The sequence below is a fragment of the Burkholderia sp. NFPP32 genome (assembly GCF_900119325.1).
Lineage (GTDB): Bacteria > Pseudomonadota > Gammaproteobacteria > Burkholderiales > Burkholderiaceae > Burkholderia > Burkholderia pyrrocinia_C.
Window position 1 is genome coordinate 446,860 of the sequence record NZ_FPJP01000002.1, and the last position, 23,905, is coordinate 470,764.

A 23,905-nucleotide genomic window follows, 5' to 3' on the forward strand; every position below is an offset into this window, starting at 1 on the left:
GATGACGATCGTCGATAAATATTGGGACGATGCCCGCGAGGGCGACGAGTGCGTGAGCCCGAACTACACGGTAACGAAGGAACGCATTCTGGCCTATGCAGACCTGACAGGCGATCACACACCGGTTCATGTGGACGAGGAATACGCGAACGCGAGCCACTTCGGTTCGATCGTTGCACACGGTCTGTTTGGCCTGTCGATCGCCGATGGGCTCAAGACCCAGAGCGACTACCGCTTCCTGCCGGGTATGTCGCTCGGCTGGACGTGGGACTTCAACTTGCCCATCAAGGTCAACGACGTGCTGCACGTCAGGTTCCGCGTCGGCACGATGCGCGCGAGCAAGAGCCGTCCTGACTGGGGCATCGTCGTGCTGCCGTCGGAGCTGATCAATCAGGACGGCCACGTCGTCCAGCATGGCGAGCATCGTCTGATGGTGCCGCGCCGACCGGGAGCATTCTGATGCAAGCACGTCCTCTCGAAGGTATTCGCGTCGTCGACTACAGCCATTTTCTGGCCGGTCCGTATGTCGGGCGTTGTCTCGCGGCGCTCGGCGCCGAAGTCATCAAGGTCGAGCGTCCCGGTAGCGGCGATGCGGGTCGTCAGCACGCCACGGTGCTCGACGACGAACAGAGCGGCTATTTTCTGCAGCTCAACATGGGCAAGCGTGGTGTCAGCGTCAACATGCGCGACCCGCGTGGGAAGGAGTTCATGCAGCGGCTGTGCGATTCGGCGGATGTGTTCATCGAGAACTATCGGCCGGGTGCGCTGAACAAACTCGGGCTTGGTTATGACGAACTGTCCGCGCGCAATCCGAAACTGGTCTACTGCTCAATTTCGGCCTACGGCCATACGGGACCTGACGCGCATCGCGCCGGTTTCGGTCTGATTGCCGAAGCGAAGAGCGGCATCATGCAGATGATCGGCACTCCCGGCGAGCCGCCCCCGCTGATGCGCATTTCGCTCGGCGACATGTACACCGGTATTCACGCGGTGGCGGCGATCAATGCCGCGCTGCTCGGTCGCGTAAAGAGCGGCCGCGGCCAGCACATCGACATGGCGCTGTACGACACGCTGGTGTCGATGCACGAGTACGCCGTGCAGTGCTACACGATGCAAGGCACCGTGCCCGAGCAGACCGGTCACGACATGCCCACGTCGACACTCTATGGCGTGTTTCGTGCCGCCGACGGCGACCTCGTAATCGCGGCCCAGGTGGACGACGCGTGGAAGCGCTTCGCCGCCCTGATCGAGTCGCATGAAGGACCGGCCGGTTTCGGCACTGACACGCGCTATCACACCCTCGCGGGACGCAACGCGAACCGCTTGGACATTCTGTCCGTCGTGAAGCCCTGGGTGGCAAGCCGACCGGTCGCGCAGGTGCTTGAGCTGTTGGATGGCATCGATGTGCCTTGTGCGAAGGTGCAGCGCATTGACGAAGTGCTTGTCGATCCGCAGATCGTGGCGCGCGGCATGGTGGTCGAGCAGGAGCACCCGCGCTACGGCAAGTTGCGCCTGCCGAACCTGCCGTTCCGTTTCTCCGACTGCGACACGACGATCCGCGAGGTCGCTCCCGATCTCGGTCAGCACAACGTCGAAGTGGCGCAATCGCTGGGTTTCGGCGCTGCCGAGATCGACGCGATGCAGACTGAAGGTGTGCTGTATTCAAAAGCGAGGCCATGATGACTGACCAGTACGCGGTGATCGGCAACCCGATCGGCCATACGAAATCTCCGCTGATCCACGGTCTCTTCGCGCAGGAGACACGGCAGGACATGTCTTATACGGCAATTGAAGGACCGTTGGAGCCGCAGGACGCGTTCGCCGCGACCGTGCGCGCGTTCATCGCAGCGGGCGGCAAAGGCATGAACGTGACCGCGCCGTTCAAGCTGAAGGCGTTCGCGATGGCCGACGAACGCGGCGAACGCGCGGCACTGGCCGGTGCCGCCAATGCGCTGAGCTTCAGCGACGGCCGGATCGTCGCTGAGAATTTTGACGGTGTTGGTCTGGTGCGCGACATCGAGGTCAACCTGAACCTGCCGATGGCCGGCAGGCGCGTGCTGATCCTCGGCGCCGGTGGGGCGGTGCGTGGTGCATTGCTGCCATTCCTTGCCGCGCGACCGGCTGAACTGGTCGTCGCTAACCGGGACATTGCCAAGGTTCGGGCGCTGGTCGGACAAGTCGCCACGAGCGGTCCGCTGGCCGCTTGCGGGTACGGCGACCTCGAGGCGATGGGACAGTTCGACCTGGTGGTCAACGCGACGTCGGCCAGCCTTACCGGCGATCTGCCTCCTGTCCCACCGAGCGTTTTCAGTCCTTCAGGCGCGGCTTACGAACTCGCCTATGGCAAGCGATTGACGCCCTTCCTGAGACTCGCGCGCAATGCGGGCGTGCTGGGTGTCGCGGACGGTGTCGGCATGCTGGTGGAGCAGGCGGCGGAAGCATTCGACTGGTGGCGAGGCGTGCGGCCCCAGACCCGTGCCGTGATCGACCGGCTCACGGTGCCGCTGGATTGAACGTGCAACGGAGTGGCGAATGAAAAAGGTTCTGATGCTTCACGGTATCAACCACAATATGTTTGGCAAGCGCGACCCGGTGCAGTACGGAACGATCACTCTGGCCGAAATCGATGCCCGGCTGCAGGCTCTCGGCGCCGAGCTTGGCGTGCAGGTGGAATCATTCCAGACGAACAGTGAAGGGGCAATGTGCGAGCGCATTCACCGAGCCTTCGAGGAGCGCTGTGACGCCGTGCTGATCAACGCCGGGGCGTGGACACACTACAGCTACGGCATACGCGATGCGCTGGCTATTCTCGTCTGCCCGGTTGTGGAATTGCACATGTCCAACATTCACGCCCGGGAACCGTTCCGACATCACTCGGTATTCGCCGAGATCGTCGATGGGCAAATCTGCGGCTTTGGGGTCGAGAGCTATCTGCTCGCCTTGCGAGCCGCAGTTGCTCAGAGCAAACACAAGTGAAGCAATCGGCAATCTGGCTCCGAACCAGAGTCGGGATCAGCATGAAATGGCGTTGGTGCGGCTTTCTCCAGCGCTCTTTTGTTTGACGGCGTCCTGGCCCGCCACGATTCGGCCTGCCTTTCGCGACTCAGATGTATAAATACGGCTGCGGTAGGCTCGAACGGCCGCTTTCGGAGCGGCCGTTCGATTGTCTACGGTTGATTTCAGGCGGATGACCGGAGTTGGCCGAAAACCGACTCCCTACCCCGCGCTCCCAGGAAATCTGCGAAGAACCCGTTTTCCCATCGAGACCATGAAAATCCGTCGCTTCGTTCCTTTGCTGGCGCTCGCCGCCGCTCCCACCGCTCACGCCACCGACAGCCAGCCTTGCGGCGACGATACCGTCACGGCCATCGCCCGCTGGGCCGGCATCGCCAGCGCACGCATCGCCACGCGCGACACGAACCGGCTCGTCGTCGCGTCGGCGTGCAAGGCCATGCCGAACGCGCCGGGCACGACTATCGCGGCCGTCGCGTTCGATTCGCTTCCGAAAAGCAAGAACCCGGACGACAGCACCAAGCTGCAGGTCGTCGCGCTGGTCGAGGGCGGCAAGGTCGTGGCGGCCGAGCGGGCAGTGGTCCAGGAAGATGCGGCAACGGAGATCGACGAGAACAGCTATCGCATCGACACCGCGCCCTACCGGCTGTCGCCCGACGTGCGCGCGTTCGGTGTCGTGTTCACGAGCAGCGCGCGCGGGGCGAGTTGCCCCGATGCCAGCGCGAGCGAGGAACTGACGCTGTGGGTACGTGAAGGCACCCGCATCCGCCCGGTGTTCGGCACCAACCTCTACGGCTGGGTCAGCAGCGAAGGCACGGCCTGCGGCGCCGGCGTCGGCGATGCGCGCAGCGAGGACGCACGCATGACGATCGCCGTCGAGAAAACGTCAAGCCACGGCTTCGCGGACTTGTCGATCACGGCCCGCATCACGAAGACGCAGCGCAAGGACGGCGAATATTCGGACACGGGCAAGCGAACGGCGCGCACGGTCGTGCGTTACGACGGCAAGTCGTATGGCATCGACATGTTCCGAACCTTCTGGTATCCGCCTTCGGCGATGAAGTGACGCGGCGGCCGCGTCGCACTGCCCTGCACGCTTGCTCGCCGTCGACCTACTCCACCACCTTCGGCCCGATCGTGTCCGTCGCCACCGGCCCGAGCAACGCGTCGTCGCGCACACGTCGCGCCTCGCGCGCCGTATACCGATCCTTCAACCTCAGGAACGGCTTTTCGACGAGAAAATAACTGGCCGTCGCGGCCAGCAGCGCCCATACGATGCCAAGCGGAAACGCATGCGCGACCGGCAGGGCCGGGTTCGCGAACGGCTGCTGCCACAGATAAAGGCTGAACGAGATCGTGCCGACGAACACGACCGGCCGCGCGCGCAGCCAGCGCGCACACCAGAACTCGCCGCGGAAATTCAGCACGACGATCACGATCGCGATCAGCGCGGCTTCGAGCGTCACGCCGTACGTCGCGTTCCAGAAGCCGCCGAGCCGATGTTCGGCGAGCGGCATGCCGAGCAGCACGATGAAGACAATCGCCGTCACGATCCGAGTCTCGCCGCGCCACGTGCGGATCCACGCTTCGAGCCGTTCGCGGTTGAGCGCCGCATAGCAGCCGATCAGGATCGAATCGACGCCCGTGTGGAGCATCATCGCGAGTTGCCCGCGCAGCGTCGGTGCAGCGAAATACGTGACGGTGCGCACCAGCGGCACGATCAGGATCAGCGCGGCCAGCCAGCGCGTGCCGCCGCGGCGGGCGCCGTACACGAACAGCAGCGGCCAGAACCAGTAGAACTGCTCCTCGAGCGCGAGCGACCAGAAATGGCCGAGATACCACGCGCCGTCCGGATGCAACGCGTTGTCGCCGGTCAGCCCGAACCACGCCGAGTAATTCCACAGGTGCAGCGCGGCATACAGCCACTGCCGGCGATCGACGTCGAACCAGCCGGCGAAGGCCACGATCGCGACCGCCGCGAGATAGACATAGCAGGCCGGCCAGATCCGCAGCGCGCGGCGCACGTAGAACGACGTCAGCGCGATGCCGCCCGTGCGCGCGAACTCGGCGCGCAGCACGTTGGTGATCAGGAAGCCGCTGAGGACGAAGAAGATCAGCACGCCGAGCCGGCCGTCGGCGATCAGCCGCAACGGCGCGTACCAGCCCGTGTAGCCGCCCGGCAGCATGTGCTCGGCATGGCCGACGACAACCATCGTCACCGCGACGGCGCGCAACCCGGTCAACTGCGTGACGCGATGGTTCATCGGCTGGTTCCCGTTGGCACGGTAAAGGAGCAGGAGATAGGCCGGTGCCCCGATTCGGCGGCACCGATATGCCGCCGGGATTTTGTATGAAAAATATCGGAATGAAATTGCTTCAAAAATCCCGGGGCGGACACCGGCGACGGCGCGCACCCCGGCGAGCCGACGTCCGCGGCGGCGAATGGGCATAATGACAAGCCTTGTCCGGCGGCGGCCGGTCCGATGCCCACGCAACGAGTTTTTTGCGGCGCCGCAATATCCACCGTGCCGTGCCCCGCCCGCACACCGGCCCGCGCCTCGTCCGCCTCCTGTCGACCCTCACCCGGAGCCTGCCTGTGTACCCACCGATCGAACCCTACGCCCACGGCCACCTCGACACCGGCGACGGCCATCGCATCTACTGGGAGCGCTGCGGCAACCCAGCCGGCAAGCCCGCCGTGTTCCTGCACGGCGGCCCCGGCGCGGGCTGCAGCCCTGACCATCGCCGCCTGTTCGACCCGGAGCGCTACGACATCCTGCTGTTCGACCAGCGCGGCTGCGGGCGCTCGACGCCGCATGCGAGCCTCGAGAACAACACGACGTGGCATCTGGTCGCCGACATCGAACGCCTGCGCGAGATGGTCGGCGCCGAGCAATGGCTCGTATTCGGCGGCTCGTGGGGCAGCGCGCTGTCGCTCGCGTACGCGGAAACGCATCCCGAACGCGTGAGCGCGCTGATCGTGCGCGGCATCTTCACGATGCGTCGCGCGGAATTGCTGTGGTACTACCAGGAAGGCGCGTCGTGGCTGTTCCCCGACCTGTGGGAAGCGTTCCTTGCACCGATTCCGGAAACCGAGCGCGGCGACCTGATGGCCGCCTACCATCGCCGGCTGACCGGCGGCGACGAAGCCGCGAAACTCGAAGCCGCGCGCGCATGGAGCAGCTGGGAAGGCCGCACGATCACGCTGCTGCCCGATCCCGCGCTCGCCGCGCACTTCGCGGACGGCCACTACGCGCTCGCGTTCGCGCGGATCGAAAACCACTACTTCGTCAACAAGGGCTTCGTCGAAGAAGGCCAGTTGCTGCGCGACGCGCATCGCCTCGCCGGTATCCCGGGCGTGATCGTACAAGGCCGCTACGACATCGCGACGCCCGCACGCACCGCATGGGACCTGTCGAAGGCGTGGCCGGACGCGACGTTCGAGATCGTGCCCGGCGCCGGGCACGCGTACAGCGAGCCGGGGATCCTGCAGGCGCTGCTCGCGGCAACGGACCGGTTCGCCGATTAATCAACACGACACACGCAACGCGGCGCGTGCGGCCATGCCTGCCGGCACGCGCCGCGCCGCCCGATCAAAGGACGGTTTCGACGATCGTCCTGCCGCTGATCGCCCGCTCGACGAGCTGTTCGTCGCCGACCTTGCGGATCGCGTCGTCGAGCAGCCCTTCCGGTTCTTCGGTCGCCACCTTCAACAGGCCCGACAGGCCCCGCGCGTCGAGCACCACCAGCGTCTCCATCGAATCCGCGCGGCTCACGAGCACGCGGCGCAACGCCGGCCCCGCGCCGAAGCTCGCGCAGAGCGCAATCGTCTCGCTGCCGAGCGTGTAGTCGAAGTTCTTGATCATGGTCTGCCGCCGTTGCTGGGGAATGGCGAGGCGCGACGGCGCGGCGCCGTGACGTCGACGCACCCGCGCGTGCCGCCGGTGCCGGACCGAGGCTCGATCCGTTCGCCGGCAGGATCATGCTAGGCGTGCAGAATTAACGAAGACTTAAACGGCGAATCGCCCGGGCGGGCGGCATCGCGCGACATCACGGCGCGTCGAGCGGCTCGACCGTCACGCCGACCTTCAGCTCCTGATCCGCGCCGCCGCCGCGAATCACGCCGCGCAGCGGCGTCACGTCCGCATAGTCGCGGCCGATCGACAGCATCACGTAGTCGTCGCCCGGCGCGCGGTCGTTGGTCGGATCGAGCTGCAGCCAGCCGTTGTCCTCGGGCCACGCCGGGTCGTACACCTCGACCCACGCATGCGACGCGTCGGCGCCGATCAGCCGCGGCTGCCCGGGCGGCGGCTGCGTGAGCAGATAGCCGCTCACGTAACGCGCGGCCAGCCCGAGCGAGCGCAGTGCGCCGATCATCACGTGCGCGAAGTCCTGGCAGACCCCCTTGCGCAATCGCAGCGCATCGAGTGCCGACGTCGTGATGTCGGTGCTGTTCGGCGTGTACGCAAAGTCGGCGTGCACGCGCCGCATCAGGTCCCATGCGGCCTGCACGAGCGGCCGCTGCGGCGTGAAGCTCGCGGCCGCATACGCGGCGAGTTCGGCGTCGCACGCGACGTGCGGCGAAGCAAACACGAATTCGCTCGCCGCGTCGTAAGGCTGCCCCGCGCGGAACCGCAAGCGGTCGCGCACGGCTTCCCATGCAGTCGCGTGTTTTCCGTCGGGACGAGCGATCGCGGGCGGCGGCTCGCCGCGCGCACCGAGCGACCACACGGGCGGCGTCACGCGCACCGTGCTGCGGCTGCGCACGAGCAGCGCGTCGTGCGGCTGGTTCAGCGCGAACGATGCGCGCGCGTTGCCGAATGCGTCGATCTCCGTGCAGATCGATTCCGGCGCGGGGTTGATGTCGAGCGAGAACGACAGCACCTGCTGGCGCGGCGTCGCGAGCGGTTGCAGGCGCGCCTGGTGCTGCGCCGATTCGACGCGCGCCGCGTACCGGTATTCGGTATCGTGCGTGACGCGCAGCAACCGGCCGGGCGCAATGGCGGCCGGTGCGGCCGGTGCGGCAGGCGCGGCCGGCACCGCTGCCTGTCGCCCGTTTCCGGAACCCGGCGGCGTTTTCGTCGTGCCTTTCGTCGTCACCATAGCGTCCTGCCCGCCTCGCGCACGTGGCTGAAATAACGCTCGCCGATCCGGTTCGACAGTTCCCAGACCGCCTTCGCCGTCGCGTCGAGCATGCCGAGCAGCTTGTCATGCCGGCCGCCGTCGGCGGTTTCGCACAGCTCGTGCAGCGACCATGCGGGCACGTCCGGAATCGTCTCGGCCAGCTCGGACAGCGCATAACCTTCGCTGCGCTCGACCTTGGCCAGCCGGCCGCGCAGCGCCTGCACGACCCAGCCGAGCGAGCGCGGGTTGTCGGTATCGAGCACGACGAGCGACAGCAGCGGCGCGACGTCGAAGCCGCGCTGGAACCGCGAGCGGAACGTGATCGTGCTGTCGAACAGCTCCAGCACGAGCTCGAAGCCGTCCTGCCGGTACACGGCGCCTTCGTCGAACGCGAACTTCAGCACGCTGCACAGAAAGTCCAGCCGGTCGATCTGCCGGCCGATCGACAGCAGCCGCCAGCCGTCGTCGCGCGTCATGTGGTCGGTCTGCGCGCCCGTGATCGCGCCGAGCAGCAGGCCGAGGCGCTCCAGCAGCTGCAGTGCCTCGTTGCCGATCTGCTCGTCGGCTTCCGGATGGTCGGCGCTGTCCGCGAACAGTTGCGTCGCGTCGTCGATCAACCGCCACTGATCGCTCGACAGCCGTTCGCGAATCGCGGCGGCGGCGCCGCGCATCCCGAACAGGCATGATGCGATTCCCGAGGTGCGATCCGCGCCGCGCGTCAGCGACGTCGCGAGCGCGTGCAGGAACCCGCGCGGCGCATCGACGGCGTTCGGCGCGTCGGCCGCGATCAGGCCCGTGTCGCGGCACAGCGTGTCGAGCAGTTCCAGGTGCGCGGGGCTGTCGACGTCGTCCTCGCCGCGCAGCCGTTCGAGCGCGGCGCGCGCGAGGCGCATCAGGTTGGTCGCGCGCTCGGTGTAGCGGCCGAGCCAGAACAGGTTCTCGGCCGCGCGGCTCGCGATCGCGCGCGGCCGCTCGACGAGGTCGTCCGGGCCGAGATGCGTTTGCAGCAGCGTCGTCGAATCGACGATGCCTTCGGTCATCACCCACGTATCGACGGTGCTGCCGCCGTGCGGCATCGGCGCGTTGAACAGCGTGTCGCGCGTGCCGACCCGCGACAGCCCGCCCGGCAGGAGCCGCCAGCGCTGCGCGCCGTCGGCGAGCGCGAACACGCGCAGCAGCAGCGGCTTCGGCACGATGCGCGCGCCGCCGTTGCCGTCGGGCGTGCCGTGCCCCGGCCAGGTCGGCGCCTGCGACAGCGGCAGGTCGGCCTGCACCGTGTAGTGTTCGGGCCGCGCGAGTATCCGCGCGCGCCAGTCGGCAAGCTGCGCCTGCGTGAGCCGCGCGCCGATCACCGGGTCGAACGGGCCGCCCGCCTGCACGTCGGCCGGATACGACGCCCTCACGATGCAGCGCGCGAGCTGCGGCAGCGCGTCGTCGCACGCGGCCGCCTCGCCGCACCACCACGAATGCACGGCCGGCAGCGTCAGCGTTTCGCCGAGCAGGCCTTCCGCGAGACGCGGCATGAAGCCGAGCATGGCCGGCGATTCGAGGAAACCCGAGCCCGGCGCGTTCGCGAGCAGCACGTTGCCCGCGCGCACGGCCTGCAGCAGCCCCGGCACGCCGAGCATCGAATCGGGCCGCAGTTCGAGCGGATCGAGCCACGCGTCGTCGACGCGCCGCAGGATGCCGTGCACGGGTTCGAGCCCGCGCAGCGTCTTCAGGAATACGCGGTTGTCGCGCGCGGTCAGGTCGCCGCCCTCGACGAGCGTGAGGCCGAGGTAGCGCGCGAGATACGCATGCTCGAAATACGTCGCGCTGTGCGGCCCCGGCGTCAGCAGCACGATCCGCGAATTCCTGGCGGCCGGGCTGAGCGCCTGCATGCTCTGCAGCAGCGCGCGGTACGCGGACGCGAGCCGCTGCACGCGCAGCCCGCGAAACCCGCGCGGAAAGAGCCGCGACACGATCAGCCGGTTTTCGAGCAGATAGCCGAGCCCGGCCGCGCCCTGCGTGTGCTGCGCGACGATCCGCCACTGCCCGTCCGGGCCGCGTGCAAGATCGAACGCGACGACGTGCAGCCATGTATCGCCCGGCACGCGCGCACCGCGCATCGCGCGCAGGTAGCCCGGATGGCCGGTCACGAGCGCGGGCGGCAGCAGCCCGCGCTGCAGGATCGTCTGCGGCCCGTACAGGTCGGCCATCGTCGCGTTGAGCAGCCGCACGCGCTGCAGCACGCCGCGCTCGATCGCGACCCAGTCCTCGGGCGTGACGATCAGCGGCAGCAGGTCGAGCGACCACGGGCCGGCCGCGCCGTCGCCGGCGCGCTGCTCGTGCAACTGGTAGAACAGGCCGTTCTCGCGCATGCGCCGGTGCAGCGCGTCGGCACGGCGATCGAGGTCGGCCACGCCGTCGCTGCCGATCAATGTGAAGAAACTGCGCCATGCGGGCGCGAGCGCAGGCGCGTTCAGGCCGGCCGCGCTGCCGCGCAGTTCGTCGTAACGGCCGGCGGCCGCCGGCGCCGCGAGCGCGGCGGCCAGTTCGGCGGCGTCCGGCTGCGCGCCGGTATCGAATAGCGTGGGCATCGCGTCGGGGTCGGCGAGATGGTCGGAGTGAATGGGCTGCACGGTGTCGTTTCGTCGTCAGGGCGCGGCCGCGCATGCACGCCGCCGCACGGGCGGCGGGCCGCGGCGCGCGGCCGCAATCTGCCCGCATCCTAGCATTCCGGCGCGGCCGCGATCGGCCGGCGCGCCGGAAAGTCGCGAACCGCGCATCGTCGTCAGCCCCGTCATCGGCCGGTCACGGCCGCCGCAGGTCGAGCGTGAACGGGAATTCGCGGCTCGGCGCGGCAGCCGACGCGCTCATCCGCCCCGGCGTGTGCCCCATCTCGACGAAGCGCGCGAGCCGGCGGCTCTCGGCCTCGTACGCATTGACGGGGAACGTCGCGTAGTTGCGCCCGCCCGGATGCGCGACGTGATAACGACAGCCGCCGAGCGAGCGCTGCAGCCACGTATCGACGATGTCGAACGTGAGCGGCGCGTGCACGCCGATGGTCGGGTGCAGCGCCGACGGCGGCGACCACGCCTTGTAACGCACGCCCGCGACGTATTCGCCGACGGTGCCGGTCGGCTGCAGCGGCAGCGCGCGGCCGTTGACCGTCACGACGTGCCGGTTGTCGTTCAGCCCCGTCACGCGCACTTCGAGCCGTTCGACCGACGAATCGACGTAGCGCACCGTGCCGCCGGGCGCGCCCTCCTCGCCCATCACGTGCCACGGCTCCAGCGCGCCGCGCAGCGACAGCTGCATCCCGTTCACCGCGATCCGGCCGAACAGCGGGAAGCGGAATTCGAAGTGCGGCGCGAACCACGCCGGATCGAACGCGAAACCGGCGTCGCGCAGTTCGGCCAGCACGTCGTCGAAATCCATCTGAAGGAATGCGGGCAGCATGAAGCGATCGTGCAGCGCGGTGCCCCAGCGCGTAAGCGGCGTCGTGTACGGCGCGGCCCAGAAGCGCGCGACCAGCGCGCGCAGCAGCAATTGCTGCACGATGCTCATCCGCGCATGCGGCGGCATCTCGAACGCACGCAGTTCGAGCAGGCCGAGCCGCCCGGTCGACGAATCGGGCGAATACAGCTTGTCGATGCAGAACTCGCTGCGGTGCGTGTTGCCCGTCACGTCGATCAGCAGGTTGCGCAGCACGCGGTCGACGAGCCACGGCGGCATGTCCTGCCCGTAGAGCAGCTTGTTGCGCTGGATCTCGGCGAACGCGATGTCCAGTTCGTAGAGCTGGTCGTTGCGGGCCTCGTCGACGCGCGGCGCCTGGCTCGTCGGCCCGATGAAAAGCCCGGAGAACAGGTACGACAGCGACGGATGGTTGTGCCAGTACGAGATCAGGCTCGCAAGCAGGTCCGGGCGGCGCAGGAACGGGCTGTCGGCCGGCGTCGCACCGCCGAGCACGAAGTGGTTGCCGCCGCCCGTGCCGACGTGACGGCCGTCGACCATGAACTTCTCGCTGCTGAGCCGCGACTGCCATGCGGCGTCGTACAGGAATTCGGTATGGTCGACGAGCTCGTCGAAGCTCGCGGCCGGATGGATGTTCACCTCGATCACGCCGGGATCGGGCGTCACCTGCAGCAGCTTCAGCCGTGCGTCGCGCGGCGGCGGATAACCTTCGAGCACGAGCTTCACGCCGAGTGCGTGCGCGGTCAGCTCGATCGCGCCGAGCAGTTCGAGATAATCCTCGAGCGCGGCGAGCGGCGGCATGAACAGGTACAGGATGCCTTTGCGCACTTCGACGCACAGCGCGGTGCGCGTGATCCACGCGGCCGATTCGAAGCGCTCGGGCCGGCGCTGCGGGTCGTGCGCATGCGCGGCATGCCGCCCGCTGGCCGTGTCGTCGCCGCGCCATTGCATCACGGTCTGCGCGGACGCTTCGCGATGCACGCCGGACAGGTAGCGCGGCGCGTCGGCCGGGCCGGCGTAGCGCGCGCGGATGGCGGCGGCTTCCGGCAGCGCGGCGCGCGGCGCGAACGGATCGCGCTCGACCAGGTACGGATGGTCGGCGCGGGCGGCCCACGGCAGCGAATCGAGCGGCAGCCGATAGCCCATCGGCGAATCGCCGGGCACGAGGTACATCCGCTCGTCGCGGAAAAACCACGGGCCCGTCTGCCAGCGCGGCCCGTCGAGGCCCGGCCGATGGCGGCCCCGCTCGTCGTCCGTACGCTTGACCGGCAGCACGTAGCCGACCACGCTGTCGAGCTGCTGCTCGAACACCTTGCGCAGCCGCGCGCGTTCGAGCTCGTCGTCGAGGCGCGAGTCGAACGGATCGACGTTGACGGGCAGCCGGCGTTCGCGCCACAGGTAATACCAGACGTCCTCGTAGCCGGGGCGGATGAATTCGTCGGTCAGGTTCAGCCGCGCGGCCAGCGCGTCGATGAAGCGCTTCGCGTCGTCGGTCGTATACGCGGACGGCTCGCGCTCGTCGGCGAACAGCGACGGATCGTGCCATACCGGCTGGCCGTCCGCGCGCCAGAAGATCGACAGCGCCCAGCGCGGCAGTTGCTCGCCCGGGTACCACTTGCCCTGCCCGAAATGCAGGAAGCCGCCGTCGCCGTATTCGGCGCGCAGCCGCTGCACGAGCTCGGTCGCGTAGCCTCGCTTGGTCGGGCCGAGCGCATCGGTGTTCCATTCGGCGCCGTCGCGATCGTCGATCGACACGAAGGTCGGCTCGCCGCCCTGCGTGAGCCGCACGTCGCCGGCCGCCAGCGCGCCGTCGACCTGCGTGCCGAGCGTGCGCACGGCATCCCACTGCGACTCCGTATACGGCTTCGTCACGCGCGGCGATTCGTACACGCGCGTCACGGCCATCTCGTGCTCGAACGACACCTCGCATTCGTCGATCAGCCCTTCGACCGGCGCCGCGCTGGTCGGCTGCGGCGTGCACGCGAGCGGGATATGCCCTTCGCCGGCAAGCAGGCCCGACGTCGGATCGAAGCCGATCCAGCCGGCACCGGGCAGGTAGACCTCGCACCACGCGTGCAGGTCGGTGAAGTCGACCGACGTGCCGCTCGGGCCGTCGAGCGATTTCACGTCGGGCGTGAGCTGGATCAGGTAGCCCGACACGAAGCGCGCGGCGATGCCGAGATGGCGGCAAAGCTGCACGAGCAGCCACGCGCTGTCGCGGCACGAGCCGGATGCGAGTTTCAGCGTCTGTTCGGGCGTCTGTACGCCCGGCTCCATCCGGACGAGGTAGCCGATGTCGTGCTGAAGCTGCTGGTTCAGCGCGACGAGGAAGTTCACGGTGCCGGCCGGCGTGCGGTCGACGCTGTCGACATACGCGCGGAACAGCGGCGACGCACTCGTCTGCGGATCGCATGCGAGATACGGCGCGAGCTCGGTCTTCAGCGCGTCGTCATAGTTGAACGGATATTGCTCCGCGCTCGCTTCCAGGAAGAAGTCGAACGGGTTGTACACCGACATCTCGGCGACGAGATCGATCGTGATCTCGAAGGACTCGGTGCGCTCCGGAAACACGAGCCGCGCGAGATAGTTCGAGAACGGGTCCTGCTGCCAGTTGATGAAGTGCTGCGCGGGCTCGACCGTCATCGAATACGCGAGGATCGGCGTCCGGCAGTGCGGCGCGGGCCGCAGCCGCACGACCTGCGGGCCGAGGTTGACGAGCCGGTCGTAACGGTAGCGGGTGGTGTGATGCAGCGCGACGTGGATGGACATGGGAGCTCGATTCGGGTTGGATCGGCCGCGCGCGCCGCGTCGCTGTCGACGCGGCGGCCCGGCATGGCGGATGCGGCGAAAGCGCGCGTCCGGTCAGACGAGTTCGGGCGTCTGCACGACGCTGATCTCGACGCCGACGGCCGTCGCGCCGAGCCCCGTCACCGGCTGCGCGTCGCGATAGTCGAGGCCGACCGCGATGCGCACGTAGCGCTCGTCCGGGCAGCGGTTCATGAACGGATCGAACCCGACCCAGCCGAGCCCTTCGACATAGGCCTCGGCCCATGCATGGCCGGCCGGCTGCTGCATCAGCGCGGCGGCTTGCGGCTGCGCGCCGAGCGCCGCCTGCGACTGGCCCTGCGATTGCGACTGCGACTGCGCGGCATGCGACGCCCCGAGCACCTGCTGCATGCCCTCGCCGCTCTGCAACGCGAGCGCTTCCTCGTCTTCGTCGTCGCCCGCGTTCTGCTTCGCGTCGGCGATGCGCTGCATCGCGCTGTCGGCGAGCACGTAGCCCGAGATATAGCGGGCGGGAATCTTCAGCGCGCGCGCGGCCGCGATGAACGCGTGCGCATGGTCGCGGCTCGTGCCCTCGCCGCTTTGCAGCGCGGTTTCCGCATCGACGGGCGCGTCGGCGGCCAGGTTCGGCGCGTACGCGATGCGGCCGTGCACTTCCGTCATCAGCCAGTGCAATGCGTCGAGGCCGTACGGCTCGATCGGCAGCGCCTGCGCGAGCGCGCGCACGGTGTCGCCCGCCTTCGTGAGCGCAGTCTCGCGCTCGAAGATCCACGGCGGCGCATAACCTTCTGGATTGCCGAGAATGCCCGCGCGGTCCTGCGTCTCGACGACGCCTGCCGCGACGACGACGATCTCGGCCTTCGCGCCGCGGTCGTGACGCACGAGGTCGATCCGGTTGCCGAGCCCGTCGGCGTACGACAGCGTCGGCTCGACGCCGTCGATCGTGACCTGCCACGCGCGCACCGTCTGCCCGGGCCCGGACTGCGGGCGCAGCCTCAGCCGTTGCAGCGCATGGGTGGCTTGATCGTCGAACTGATAACGCGAAATGTGTCGGATGGCGAGTCGCATGGCAAGCCTCAGTCGAAGTTGTAGGCCTGGGCGATTTCGAGCCCGAGGCTGTTGTTGCGGCCGATGAAGTCGGTCAGGAACTCGTGCAGGCCGCTCTTGAAGATCCGCTCGACCGAGGTATCGGACAGCATCTGCAGGATCTTCGCGGCCGTGTCGTGACACGGGTGTGTCACGCCGTAATCCTTCGCGAGCAGGTTCAGGCTCGACACGACGCGCCCGTAGCAATAACGCAGCGAACGCGGCATGCGGCCGTTCAGGATCAGGTAGTCGGCGATGTTCATCGGCTTGTACTGCACGTCGTACACCCAGCGGTACGAACGGTGCGCGGCCACGCAGCGCAGGATCGTTTCCCACTGGTAGTTGTCGAGGATCGTGCCCACGTGCGACACCGACGGCAGCAGCAGGTGGTACTTCACGTCGATGATCCGCGCGGTGTTGTCCGCGCGCTCGACGAACGCGCCGATCTGCGCGAAATCGAAGATCTCGTTGCGCAGCATCGTGCTGTAGAAGCTGCCGAGGATCAGCGCGGTTTCGCGCTTCACCGCGTCAAGCACCGCCGGCAGCTCGCTTTCCGGCACCGGCCGCTCGAATGCGCGACGCAGCGCGAGCCACGCGCCGTTCACGCTCTCCCACGCCTCGCGCGTGAGCGCCGTGCGCACCATCCGCGCGTTCGAGCGCGCGGCCTCGATGCACGACAGCACGCTCGACGGGTTGTCGCGGTCGCGCAGCAGGTAGTCGGTCACGGTATCGGCCGCATACGCATCGTATTTCTGCCGGTAGCCGTCGTCGGCGCCCGAGCTGACGAGCACCGACGACCATTCGGCCGGCGCGTCGGACGTGCGCGTGAGCGCCATCCGCAGCCCGGCATCGACGATGCGCGCGATGTTCTCCGCGCGCTCGATATAGCGGTACATCCAGTAGAGACCGCTTGCAGTACGTCCCAGAAGCATCTCGTGTCCACTCCGTCTTCGTTCGGTTGGCGCGCCGGCTCCGGCGCGCGCGGTCGTGTCCGGCTCAGTCGGCCAGCACCCAGGTGTCCTTGGTGCCGCCGCCCTGGCTCGAGTTGACGACGAGCGAGCCCTCCTTCAGCGCGACGCGTGTAAGCCCGCCCGGCGTGATGCGGATCCGGTCCGACACCAGCACGAACGGCCGCAGATCGACGTGGCGCGGCGCGAGGCCGGCTTCGGTCAGGATCGGCGTCGTGGACAACGCCAGCGTCGGTTGCGCGATGTAGTTCGCGGGCCGCGCGCGCAGCTTCGCGGAAAACGCCTCGATCTCGGCCTTCGACGCGCACGGCCCGACGAGCATCCCGTAGCCGCCCGAGCCGTGCACTTCCTTCACGACCAGTTCGTCCAGATGCTCGAGCACGTATTTCAGGCTGTCCGCATCGCCGCAGCGCCAGGTCGGCACGTTCTCCAGCAGCGCCTTGCGGCCCGTGTAGAACTCGACGATCTCCGGCATGTACGAGTAGATCGCCTTGTCGTCGGCGATGCCGGTGCCGGGCGCGTTCGCGATCGTGATGTTGCCCGCGCGGTAGACGTCCATGATCCCCGCGACGCCGAGCACCGAATCGGGGCGGAACGTGAGCGGATCGAGGAACGCGTCGTCGACGCGCCGGTACAGCACGTCGATCGGCTGGAAGCCTTCGGTCGTGCGCATCGCGACGCGGCCGTCGATCACCTGCAGGTCGCTGCCCTCGACGAGGTGCACGCCCATCTGGTCGGCGAGGAACGAATGTTCGTAGTACGCGGAATTGTGGATGCCGGGCGTCAGCACGGCGATGGTCGGGTTGTCGGCGTTGCCGCCCGGCGGGCACACGGCCGCGAGCGACTGGCGCAGCATCTGCGGATAGGTCTCGACCGGGCGCACCTTCACCTGCTGGAACAGCTCCGGGAAGAGCTGCATCATCGTCTCGCGGTTTTCCAGCATGTACGACACGCCGGACGGCGTGCGCGCGTTGTCCTCGAGCACGTAGAACTCGTTCTCGCCGGTGCGCACGATGTCGACGCCGATGATGTGCGTGTAAACGTTGCCGGGCGGCCGGAAGTCGATCATCTCCGGAATGAACGCTTCGTTGTGCGCGATCAGGTGCTTCGGCACGATGCCCGCGCGGACGATCTCCTGGCGGTGGTAGATGTCGTCGAGGAATGCGTTGAGCGCCATCACGCGCTGCTCGATGCCGAGCGACAGCCGGCTCCATTCCGAACCCGAGATGATGCGCGGGACGATATCGAACGGAATCAGCCGCTCGGCGGCCTCCGCGTCGCCGTAGACGGCGAACGTGATGCCCGTCCTGCGGAACACGCCCTCCGCGTCGTGGGCTTTCTGGGCGAGGCTCGCGGGATTCTGCGTGTCGAGCCATTGCTTCAGGCGCGCGTAAGGCGCCCTTACCATGTCGCCGGATTGCAGCATTTCATCGAATGGCTTCATCGATCTTTTCTCCATCGATCGTTTTCCCCGGCATTGCGCATGCCGGACCGGCGTAATGACTACTCTGCAAGGACCGTGCCTTGCGATATCCCCCCTTTTGCGCCGAGCCGGGCATGCCCGCGCGGCCTGCCGCACCATTACGGTGCAGCGCGCGACGCCGATGGCGGCATCGATGCGCCGCGATCGCGCACGGCCGATGCTGCGCCGCGTCTGCCGAACATAGTTCTCCCGCGTGTCACGAATGTGCAATCTGCACTGCACAAAAAGACAGCCACCCGGAGCGCCGAAGCGCCGGCCGCCGGATCGCCGGCCGCCTGAACCTAAGGGCGGGAAGGCGGGCCGGCACGCGCACCGCGCGGCCGGCCCGGGGAAGTACCGTCTGCGGCCGCACCGGCAGTTCGACGCGATGAACTAACCGGTTAGCCGGGTCCGGCACCTCAACGCTATGCAGCCGTAATCCCGCCGACAACGCCCATGCATATTTCGACTGACACCCATCGAAAAAAAACATCGGGACGACCGGCGCGAGGCGCGGTACGCTAGAAAATTGTTGCAGCGAAGCGGCGCCGCCGCCGCCCTCCCGGCGCCCGACTATAAAAAGCGAAGATCGAAATGGAAGCAAAGTGGCTGGAAGATTTCCTGAGCCTTGCGGATACCAAGAGCTTTTCCCGTGCCGCGCGTAACCGGCACCTGACGCAGTCTGCATTCAGCAGACGAATCGCCGCACTCGAAACCTGGATGGACGCGAAGCTGGTCGACCGGAGCATCAACCCGATCACGCTGACGCCGGCCGGACAGATGTTCCGCGGGCTCGCCGCGGACATCCTGCGCAGCATGTATGCGGCGCGCAATCTCGTGAACGGCTATGACCAGTTCGCGGCCAGCGACCAGGTCGTGCGTTTTGCCGTCGCGCATACGCTCGTCTTCACGCTGTTTCCCGAATGGCTCAAGCAGCTCAACGGCGAGGTCGGCCACGTGACCGCGCGCGTGAACGCGGTGAACGTGCCGGAAGGCGTGCAGCAGCTCGTCGAAGGCGAATGCGACCTGCTGCTCGGCTATCACCATCCGCAGTTGCCGATCGTGCTCGACCCGAACCACTTCCCGTTCGTCAGCCTCGGCGTCGAGCGGATCCTGCCGGTGTCGACGCCCGACGCGCGCGGCAAGCCCGTGTTCCAGCTGCCGGGCACGCCCGATGCCCCGCTGCCGCTGCTCGCGTATTCGTCGGGCGCGTTTCTCGGGAACATCGTCGAGATGCTGCTGCTGAATGCGACCGAGCCGTATGTGCTGCACCGGTGCTTCGAGACGCATATGTCCGAGGCATTGAAGGGCATGGTCGTGGCCGGGCACGGGATCGGCTGGCTGCCCGAAAGCTGCGTCGAGAAGGAACTCGCGGAGGGCACGCTCGTGTGCGCGGGCTCCGGGGACTGGATCACCGAACTCGAAATCCGCCTGTATCGATCCGCGCGCAAGCGCGGGCTCGCGGCCGAGCAGCTGTGGACCTACATCATGAACCGGCCGCGCACGGCGGCCGAAGGCGCGAGCGGTGCCGAGCAAGCGGCCGCGCCGGCGATGCGCATCGCGCGGCGAAGCGCGGGCGGCAGCCGCTGACATTCGCGTCCGCGCCGTGCGCGTCAACGGCGCGAGCGCGGGTGCGATCCCGGGCAATGCGGTGTCCGCGTGCCTGTGGGTCGCGCCGCTTCATATCGAACGCGCCTCCTTTCCTGCAGCAATCGGCAATCCCGCCGCAACTCGCGAAATCATTTTTTCAGGCCCGGAATCGATATCAAAGAAAATGCAAACGTTTGCGATTCAAAATAGTATTTTTTAAGCCCATCGCACCGATCCCGAATATCTCCTCTTATTTTAATATCAGAAATACCCTGTTACAGAACAAATAAAAAGTTTCTATTTGCATGTAACGAAACGAATATCAAAAAAGACGTCTCGCCCCATTTAAAATCGCGTAACCTGTGTCTGAAATTCACTGATTCGCCTCGAACACAGGCGCAAAACTTTCTTTTATCAGTCGTTATTTTTCGGTACGAATTTCGATACCTCCGACTTGATTCAATGTGTGCTCGATCATCCGTACCGAAAGCAATATTCATATCTGGCAATATCGACTTTCTTCAGTGGCAAGCAGGTCATACAAATCTGTCGAAATCCTGTTTAGATAATATCTTTCAGCGCCGTTCCATTCAAGCCACACGCGGTTGTTGATTCAAAATCCATCGTGTATCAATAGCATGTCGCAAAAAGAACGCTGGCAAATTTGACTCGGAGACTCGGAATGAATGCGCTGCCATTGATTCCGGACGGGAGGTTGCAATGTCTTCCTCGTTTCGACAACATGCTCGCCCTTTCCTGAGCGTCGTCGTATCCGCGCTCTGCCTGAATGCCACGGCCCAGACACCCGCGTCCGGTTCCGGCTCAGGCCGCTATGTGATTTCGTATATCTGCGGCGATGCACAAATCGACGGTACGGCGCCGCTCCCCCCCGACGGCCGTCCGTACAACCTCGGCGTGTCGTTCGCGTCAGCCCGGACCGGGCAACCGCTTGCCAACGTACAGGTGCGCCTGAGGCGACACGGCCGCGTGCTCGTCGAATTCAACGCATCGGGATCGCGCTGCCTGTTCAGCGTGCCCGAGGCGAGCTACCGGGTCGAAGGGACCTATCAGGGCGCCACGCAGTTCGCGATCGTCGAAACGGGCGTACTCACCACGCAATTGCGATGGTGAACGCCGCCTGAACCCGCTCCGACAATGTCATTCACCGCAGCGTATCGAATCTAGGAGCATTGAATGGCTCGCGCAGAACGACCGGACGACCCGCCGGCCCGCCAGTCGAAACCATCCTGGGGTCCCGGCAAGAACGCCGCACTCAGCTTCGTCGCGTTTGCCACGATCTTCGGCATCTTCGCGTATGCCGAGCGGGACACGGCGCTCGGCCATGCGAGCGTGACGCACGACCTCTCCGGCGTGATCGCAACCGCCGTCGGGAAATACCGCAACGCGATCGTGGCCGCGACGTCCCGCGCAACCGGTGCGTCAGGCGTGTCCGGAACATCGGCCGCCCCCGGGCCGGCGCCGACGATCGCACCGGCCACTCCGCCCGCGCCACCGGCGCCGTCCGCTGCTGCAGCGCCGCCCGTCAAGCTCGCGGCCGAACCGGAAGCCGCGCCGCGGGCAGCGTCCCGCACCGCCGCGAAACACCGCCAACCGTCGCACGCGCCGCCCGTGAAACTCGCGGCGAATACGCATGCCGCGCCGGCCCACGACCGCGCCAACGCACGGCTCGGCGATGCGCATCGCGCACCGCGAACCGAGACGCTGGCGGGCACGAGAAAGCGCATGGACTTCGCGCCGAAACCGCAGTCGTACAGCACCGACACGGCACGGATGCAGCCGGCAAGCGTCACGCACGCGGAACTGGAAGGCGCCCGCGCGCTGGCAAAGGCGCGCTGGTGCGCGCAGATCGACGAATGGAACTGTGTGGAACAAAACGCGAGCCGGGCGCTCGCGATCGACCCGACCAACAGCGAATCGCGCTCGCTGCTCGGGCAGGCGATCCGCAACCGTCTGTGAGCCGGTTCCGCATGGCCGGGCCCTCGCTGCCCGGCCGCACGGCGAGCGGCGGCGTGCATCGTCGGGGGCAACCGATGTGATCGTTTCGAAGTGAGGACATACCGTGGCCAACAATCGTAAACAACAATGCACCACCGTCGCCCCGTCCAGCCGGCGGATCCTCCTGCATGCGCCGCTCGTGTTGCTGCTCGTCGCGTCCGGCCCCTGCTTCTCCGCCGAAGGCGACACGGAACCGGGCAGCGTCGGCGAAATCGCCGGGACCAGCGGTGCGCCGGATCCGAAGCCGCCGGGCGCGCCGACACCGGGCACGCTCGCGCCGGACGCGCCACCGCCGAATGCGCCGACCCCGATCGCGCAGGCCGCGAGTGCCCAGATGCCGAATGCCCAGGCGCCCGCTGCCCAGACGCCGACACCGCAGACACCCGGCGCGCCGATGCCGAATGCGCAGGCGCCGGGTGCCCAACCATCGGGTACCCAACCGCCAGGCGCCCAGATCCCCGACGCGGAAACCCCGAACGCGCAGATGCCCGACCTCCGCACCGCCGATCCGTCCACCGTCCGCAACGACGTGTTCGGGCTCGCGTCGAGCGGCGGCGCGGTCATGGCGCTGGAGGAAGCGAAAGCCCGCCCCGACGTCTTCTCCGCCGTCGATCTCGCGCAGCTCGAGGAACTGTCGATTCGCCAGCAGGTGCGCGGCGGACGCGACAAGTCGCGCTCGATGACGAGCGCCGACCGCTTCGACGGGCTCGACAGCGCATTGCGCGCCGCGGACGACCTCGACAAGCGGATGCCGGCCACGCCCGAGTATTCGCAGGTCAGGACGGCGCTCGCCGGCGACCGGACGATCGCCTACGCCGCGCGCGGCGAAATGAAGACGGCCGTCGCGACGTTCGAGACGATTCCGCCGGATGCGGAAATCTCGATCGACGCGCTGGCGGCCGTCGGCGACGCGTACCTGTACCTGAGCGAACCGGGCAAGGCCAACGCCGTGTACCAGCGCGCGCTGTCGCAGGCGACCGCATCGCCGACGGACCGTGCGACGCGCGGCTTCCTGTACGGCGCGCGCACGCGCCCGATCGAATTGCGCGAGGGACTGTTCTGGTCGTACGTCGACCAGGCACGCGCGGCGGACGCGAGCCGGGTGCTCGACGACATGGGCAAATCGCTGCCGCCGGCCAACCAGGTGCGGACCTGGGGGCCGGAAAACGACGACTACCTGCGCTACTACCGGCTGCAGGCGCAATACCTGATCTACACGGGCCGGGTTGAAGAAGGGATCGCCGCGCTGGAAAAGCTCGAGAAGGAAGTGCCGTTCAATGCCGAGGTCCGCGCCGCGCACGCCGACGCCGTATCGGGCCAGTCGCATCCGCGCCAGGCGATCGCGATGTATCGCGCGTCGCTGACCGACCACCCGGACAACGTGGAAATGCTCGCGGGGCTCGGCCGCGCATCGCTGACGGCCGACGACTACGCGACCGCGAAGAGCGTCGACCAGACCTTCGGCAACACGTTCCCGGACAGCGGCTCCGTGCGCGCGTTCAAGCGCGACTACAACGCGTACCGCAGCCCCCTGTTCACGACCGACCTGAGCTTCGAGCACGGCAACAGCGCACTGGCCGACAACAGCTTCTCGTCGGACAGCTATGTGTATTCGCAACCGTTCGGCGACAACTGGCGCGTGTTTTCCCACACGTTCTTCGGCCATGCGCAAACCGACGCCGGCAGCGTCAGCCGCACGCGCACGGGTGTCGGCGGCGACTACCGGCACGGGCCGCTCACGATCCTGGGCGAAGTCACGCGCTCGTTCGGCAGCGACGGGCGCACGGGCGGCCGCGGCTCCATCACGTACAACCTCAACGATTACTGGACGGTCAGCGGCGCGCTCGATTCCAACGACAACTCGCTGCCGTGGAAGGCGTATCTCGCGCACATCTGGGGCCGCTCGGCGCACGTCGAGGTCGTGTATCGCCAGAACGACCGCCGCGAAGTCCAGCTGAGCTACGGCGTGAGCCGCTACAGCGATTCGAACCTGCACCAGGAGATTTCAGCGACGGGTACGCAGCGCGTGTACACGTCCGCGAACCAGCTCGTCAACGTATCGCTGAATCTCGGCACCGACAGCAACACGCGGCGGGACGCGCCCTACTTCAGCCCGGGCCGCGACTACGCGGCCGCGGCGACCGTCATGCATCAGCTGACGCTGTGGAAGAAGGGCGACATGTCGTTGCAGCAGCGTCTGTCGGCGTCCGGCGGCGTGTACAACGAGCGCGGCTTCGGCACCAGTCCGCTGTGGAGCGCCCGCCTCGCGCACACGTGGACGTTCAAGCACGACATCACGCTGACCTACGGCGTCGAGGTCAGCAGCCACGCATACGACGGCCAGCGCGAGCGTTCCGAAACCGGCTTCCTGTCGCTCAACCTGCCGTTTTAGAAAGGAGCTCGAACG

Annotated in this window: 19 protein-coding genes; 11 read left to right on the forward strand and 8 right to left on the reverse strand. The window is 67.3% G+C overall.

Going from position 1 to position 23,905, the window contains the following annotated elements; translation table 11 throughout:
- Position 1: 1 nt before the first annotated feature.
- From BT264_RS06345 to BT264_RS06365, 5 genes are all read left to right on the forward strand, one after another.
- Positions 2–460, forward strand: coding sequence for a MaoC family dehydratase (locus tag BT264_RS06345; RefSeq protein WP_072436558.1), 459 nt, complete (start codon positions 2–4; stop codon positions 458–460).
- On the forward strand, positions 460–1,680 hold the full coding sequence (locus BT264_RS06350) for a CaiB/BaiF CoA transferase family protein (protein WP_072436557.1): 1,221 nt from the start codon (positions 460–462) through the stop codon (positions 1,678–1,680). Before BT264_RS06345 ends, BT264_RS06350 begins: the two co-directional genes overlap by 1 nt.
- Positions 1,680–2,513 carry a shikimate dehydrogenase gene (gene aroE, locus BT264_RS06355; protein ID WP_072436904.1) on the forward strand — a complete coding sequence of 278 codons (834 nt, stop codon included), beginning with the start codon at positions 1,680–1,682 and terminating at the stop codon, positions 2,511–2,513. Before BT264_RS06350 ends, aroE begins: the two co-directional genes overlap by 1 nt.
- A gap of 19 nt (positions 2,514–2,532) precedes the next feature.
- Positions 2,533–2,976: a type II 3-dehydroquinate dehydratase gene (gene aroQ, locus BT264_RS06360; protein ID WP_072436556.1), complete on the forward strand. Its 444-nt coding sequence runs from the start codon at positions 2,533–2,535 to the stop codon at positions 2,974–2,976.
- Between the two features lie 292 nt (positions 2,977–3,268).
- Positions 3,269–4,078 carry a PA3715 family protein gene (locus BT264_RS06365; protein WP_072436555.1) on the forward strand — a complete coding sequence of 270 codons (810 nt, stop codon included), beginning with the start codon at positions 3,269–3,271 and terminating at the stop codon, positions 4,076–4,078.
- Positions 4,079–4,124: 46 nt separating this feature from the next.
- Here the strand turns inward: BT264_RS06365 and BT264_RS06370 are convergent, their stop codons facing one another.
- Entirely contained in the window at positions 4,125–5,276 is a 1,152-nt protein-coding gene (locus tag BT264_RS06370; RefSeq protein WP_072436554.1) for an acyltransferase family protein, read from the reverse strand.
- A 332-nt stretch (positions 5,277–5,608) separates the two neighbouring features.
- Between BT264_RS06370 and pip the strand changes: the two genes are divergently transcribed.
- Positions 5,609–6,541: a prolyl aminopeptidase gene (gene pip / locus BT264_RS06375; protein ID WP_072436553.1), complete on the forward strand. Its 933-nt coding sequence runs from the start codon at positions 5,609–5,611 to the stop codon at positions 6,539–6,541.
- A 64-nt stretch (positions 6,542–6,605) separates the two neighbouring features.
- On the opposite strand, the gene BT264_RS06380 is transcribed toward pip, so the two are convergent.
- The 7 genes from BT264_RS06380 to BT264_RS06410 all read right to left on the reverse strand — a co-directional run bounded on the left by BT264_RS06380 (position 6,606) and on the right by BT264_RS06410 (position 17,874).
- The gene (locus tag BT264_RS06380; RefSeq protein WP_072436552.1) at positions 6,606–6,878 is read right to left on the reverse strand and encodes a hypothetical protein; all 273 of its coding nucleotides are present in this window, start codon (positions 6,876–6,878) and stop codon (positions 6,606–6,608) included.
- A 184-nt stretch (positions 6,879–7,062) separates the two neighbouring features.
- Positions 7,063–8,115: a transglutaminase family protein gene (locus tag BT264_RS06385; RefSeq protein ID WP_072436551.1), complete on the reverse strand. Its 1,053-nt coding sequence runs from the start codon at positions 8,113–8,115 to the stop codon at positions 7,063–7,065.
- Complete coding sequence (locus BT264_RS06390) at positions 8,109–10,715, reverse strand: circularly permuted type 2 ATP-grasp protein (protein ID WP_072436550.1); 2,607 nt, start codon at positions 10,713–10,715, stop codon at positions 8,109–8,111. Before BT264_RS06390 ends, BT264_RS06385 begins: the two co-directional genes overlap by 7 nt.
- A gap of 214 nt (positions 10,716–10,929) precedes the next feature.
- A complete protein-coding gene (locus tag BT264_RS06395; RefSeq protein ID WP_072436549.1) occupies positions 10,930–14,361 on the reverse strand; it encodes a transglutaminase family protein in 3,432 nt (1,143 codons plus the stop codon).
- Between the two features lie 93 nt (positions 14,362–14,454).
- The gene (locus BT264_RS06400; RefSeq protein WP_072436548.1) at positions 14,455–15,444 is read right to left on the reverse strand and encodes a transglutaminase family protein; all 990 of its coding nucleotides are present in this window, start codon (positions 15,442–15,444) and stop codon (positions 14,455–14,457) included.
- Between the two features lie 8 nt (positions 15,445–15,452).
- Positions 15,453–16,394, reverse strand: coding sequence for an alpha-E domain-containing protein (locus BT264_RS06405; protein ID WP_072436547.1), 942 nt, complete (start codon positions 16,392–16,394; stop codon positions 15,453–15,455).
- A gap of 64 nt (positions 16,395–16,458) precedes the next feature.
- Positions 16,459–17,874 carry a circularly permuted type 2 ATP-grasp protein gene (locus BT264_RS06410; protein ID WP_072436546.1) on the reverse strand — a complete coding sequence of 472 codons (1,416 nt, stop codon included), beginning with the start codon at positions 17,872–17,874 and terminating at the stop codon, positions 16,459–16,461.
- Positions 17,875–18,486: 612 nt separating this feature from the next.
- Between BT264_RS06410 and BT264_RS06420 the strand changes: the two genes are divergently transcribed.
- From BT264_RS06420 to pgaA, 5 genes are all read left to right on the forward strand, one after another.
- Positions 18,487–19,482, forward strand: a complete 996-nt coding sequence (locus tag BT264_RS06420; RefSeq protein ID WP_072436545.1) for a LysR substrate-binding domain-containing protein — start codon at positions 18,487–18,489, stop codon at positions 19,480–19,482.
- A gap of 16 nt (positions 19,483–19,498) precedes the next feature.
- Positions 19,499–19,702, forward strand: a complete 204-nt coding sequence (locus BT264_RS37910) for a hypothetical protein (RefSeq protein WP_143155682.1) — start codon at positions 19,499–19,501, stop codon at positions 19,700–19,702.
- A 500-nt stretch (positions 19,703–20,202) separates the two neighbouring features.
- On the forward strand, positions 20,203–20,613 hold the full coding sequence (locus BT264_RS06425) for a hypothetical protein (protein ID WP_072436544.1): 411 nt from the start codon (positions 20,203–20,205) through the stop codon (positions 20,611–20,613).
- A 63-nt stretch (positions 20,614–20,676) separates the two neighbouring features.
- Positions 20,677–21,459: a hypothetical protein gene (locus BT264_RS06430; protein ID WP_072436543.1), complete on the forward strand. Its 783-nt coding sequence runs from the start codon at positions 20,677–20,679 to the stop codon at positions 21,457–21,459.
- 103 nt (positions 21,460–21,562) lie between these two features.
- The gene (pgaA, locus tag BT264_RS06435; RefSeq protein WP_072436542.1) at positions 21,563–23,890 is read left to right on the forward strand and encodes a poly-beta-1,6 N-acetyl-D-glucosamine export porin PgaA; all 2,328 of its coding nucleotides are present in this window, start codon (positions 21,563–21,565) and stop codon (positions 23,888–23,890) included.
- The last annotated feature ends 15 nt before the right edge of the window (positions 23,891–23,905 follow it).

Bases quoted from the DNA above. Each gene is read 5' to 3' on its own strand.
- BT264_RS06345 (WP_072436558.1), top strand. From the start codon at position 2: ATGACGATCGTCGATAAATATTGGGACGATGCCCGCGAGGGCGACGAG.
- BT264_RS06350 (WP_072436557.1), top strand. From the start codon at position 460: ATGCAAGCACGTCCTCTCGAAGGTATTCGCGTCGTCGACTACAGCCAT.
- aroE (WP_072436904.1), top strand. From the start codon at position 1,680: ATGACTGACCAGTACGCGGTGATCGGCAACCCGATCGGCCATACGAAA.
- aroQ (WP_072436556.1), top strand. From the start codon at position 2,533: ATGAAAAAGGTTCTGATGCTTCACGGTATCAACCACAATATGTTTGGC.
- BT264_RS06365 (WP_072436555.1), top strand. From the start codon at position 3,269: ATGAAAATCCGTCGCTTCGTTCCTTTGCTGGCGCTCGCCGCCGCTCCC.
- BT264_RS06370 (WP_072436554.1), bottom strand. From the start codon at position 5,276: ATGAACCATCGCGTCACGCAGTTGACCGGGTTGCGCGCCGTCGCGGTG.
- BT264_RS06380 (WP_072436552.1), bottom strand. From the start codon at position 6,878: ATGATCAAGAACTTCGACTACACGCTCGGCAGCGAGACGATTGCGCTC.
- BT264_RS06385 (WP_072436551.1), bottom strand. From the start codon at position 8,115: ATGGTGACGACGAAAGGCACGACGAAAACGCCGCCGGGTTCCGGAAAC.
- BT264_RS06390 (WP_072436550.1), bottom strand. From the start codon at position 10,715: ATGCCCACGCTATTCGATACCGGCGCGCAGCCGGACGCCGCCGAACTG.
- BT264_RS06395 (WP_072436549.1), bottom strand. From the start codon at position 14,361: ATGTCCATCCACGTCGCGCTGCATCACACCACCCGCTACCGTTACGAC.
- BT264_RS06400 (WP_072436548.1), bottom strand. From the start codon at position 15,444: ATGCGACTCGCCATCCGACACATTTCGCGTTATCAGTTCGACGATCAA.
- BT264_RS06405 (WP_072436547.1), bottom strand. From the start codon at position 16,394: ATGCTTCTGGGACGTACTGCAAGCGGTCTCTACTGGATGTACCGCTAT.
- BT264_RS06410 (WP_072436546.1), bottom strand. From the start codon at position 17,874: ATGAAGCCATTCGATGAAATGCTGCAATCCGGCGACATGGTAAGGGCG.
- BT264_RS06420 (WP_072436545.1), top strand. From the start codon at position 18,487: ATGGAAGCAAAGTGGCTGGAAGATTTCCTGAGCCTTGCGGATACCAAG.
- BT264_RS06425 (WP_072436544.1), top strand. From the start codon at position 20,203: ATGTCTTCCTCGTTTCGACAACATGCTCGCCCTTTCCTGAGCGTCGTC.
- BT264_RS06430 (WP_072436543.1), top strand. From the start codon at position 20,677: ATGGCTCGCGCAGAACGACCGGACGACCCGCCGGCCCGCCAGTCGAAA.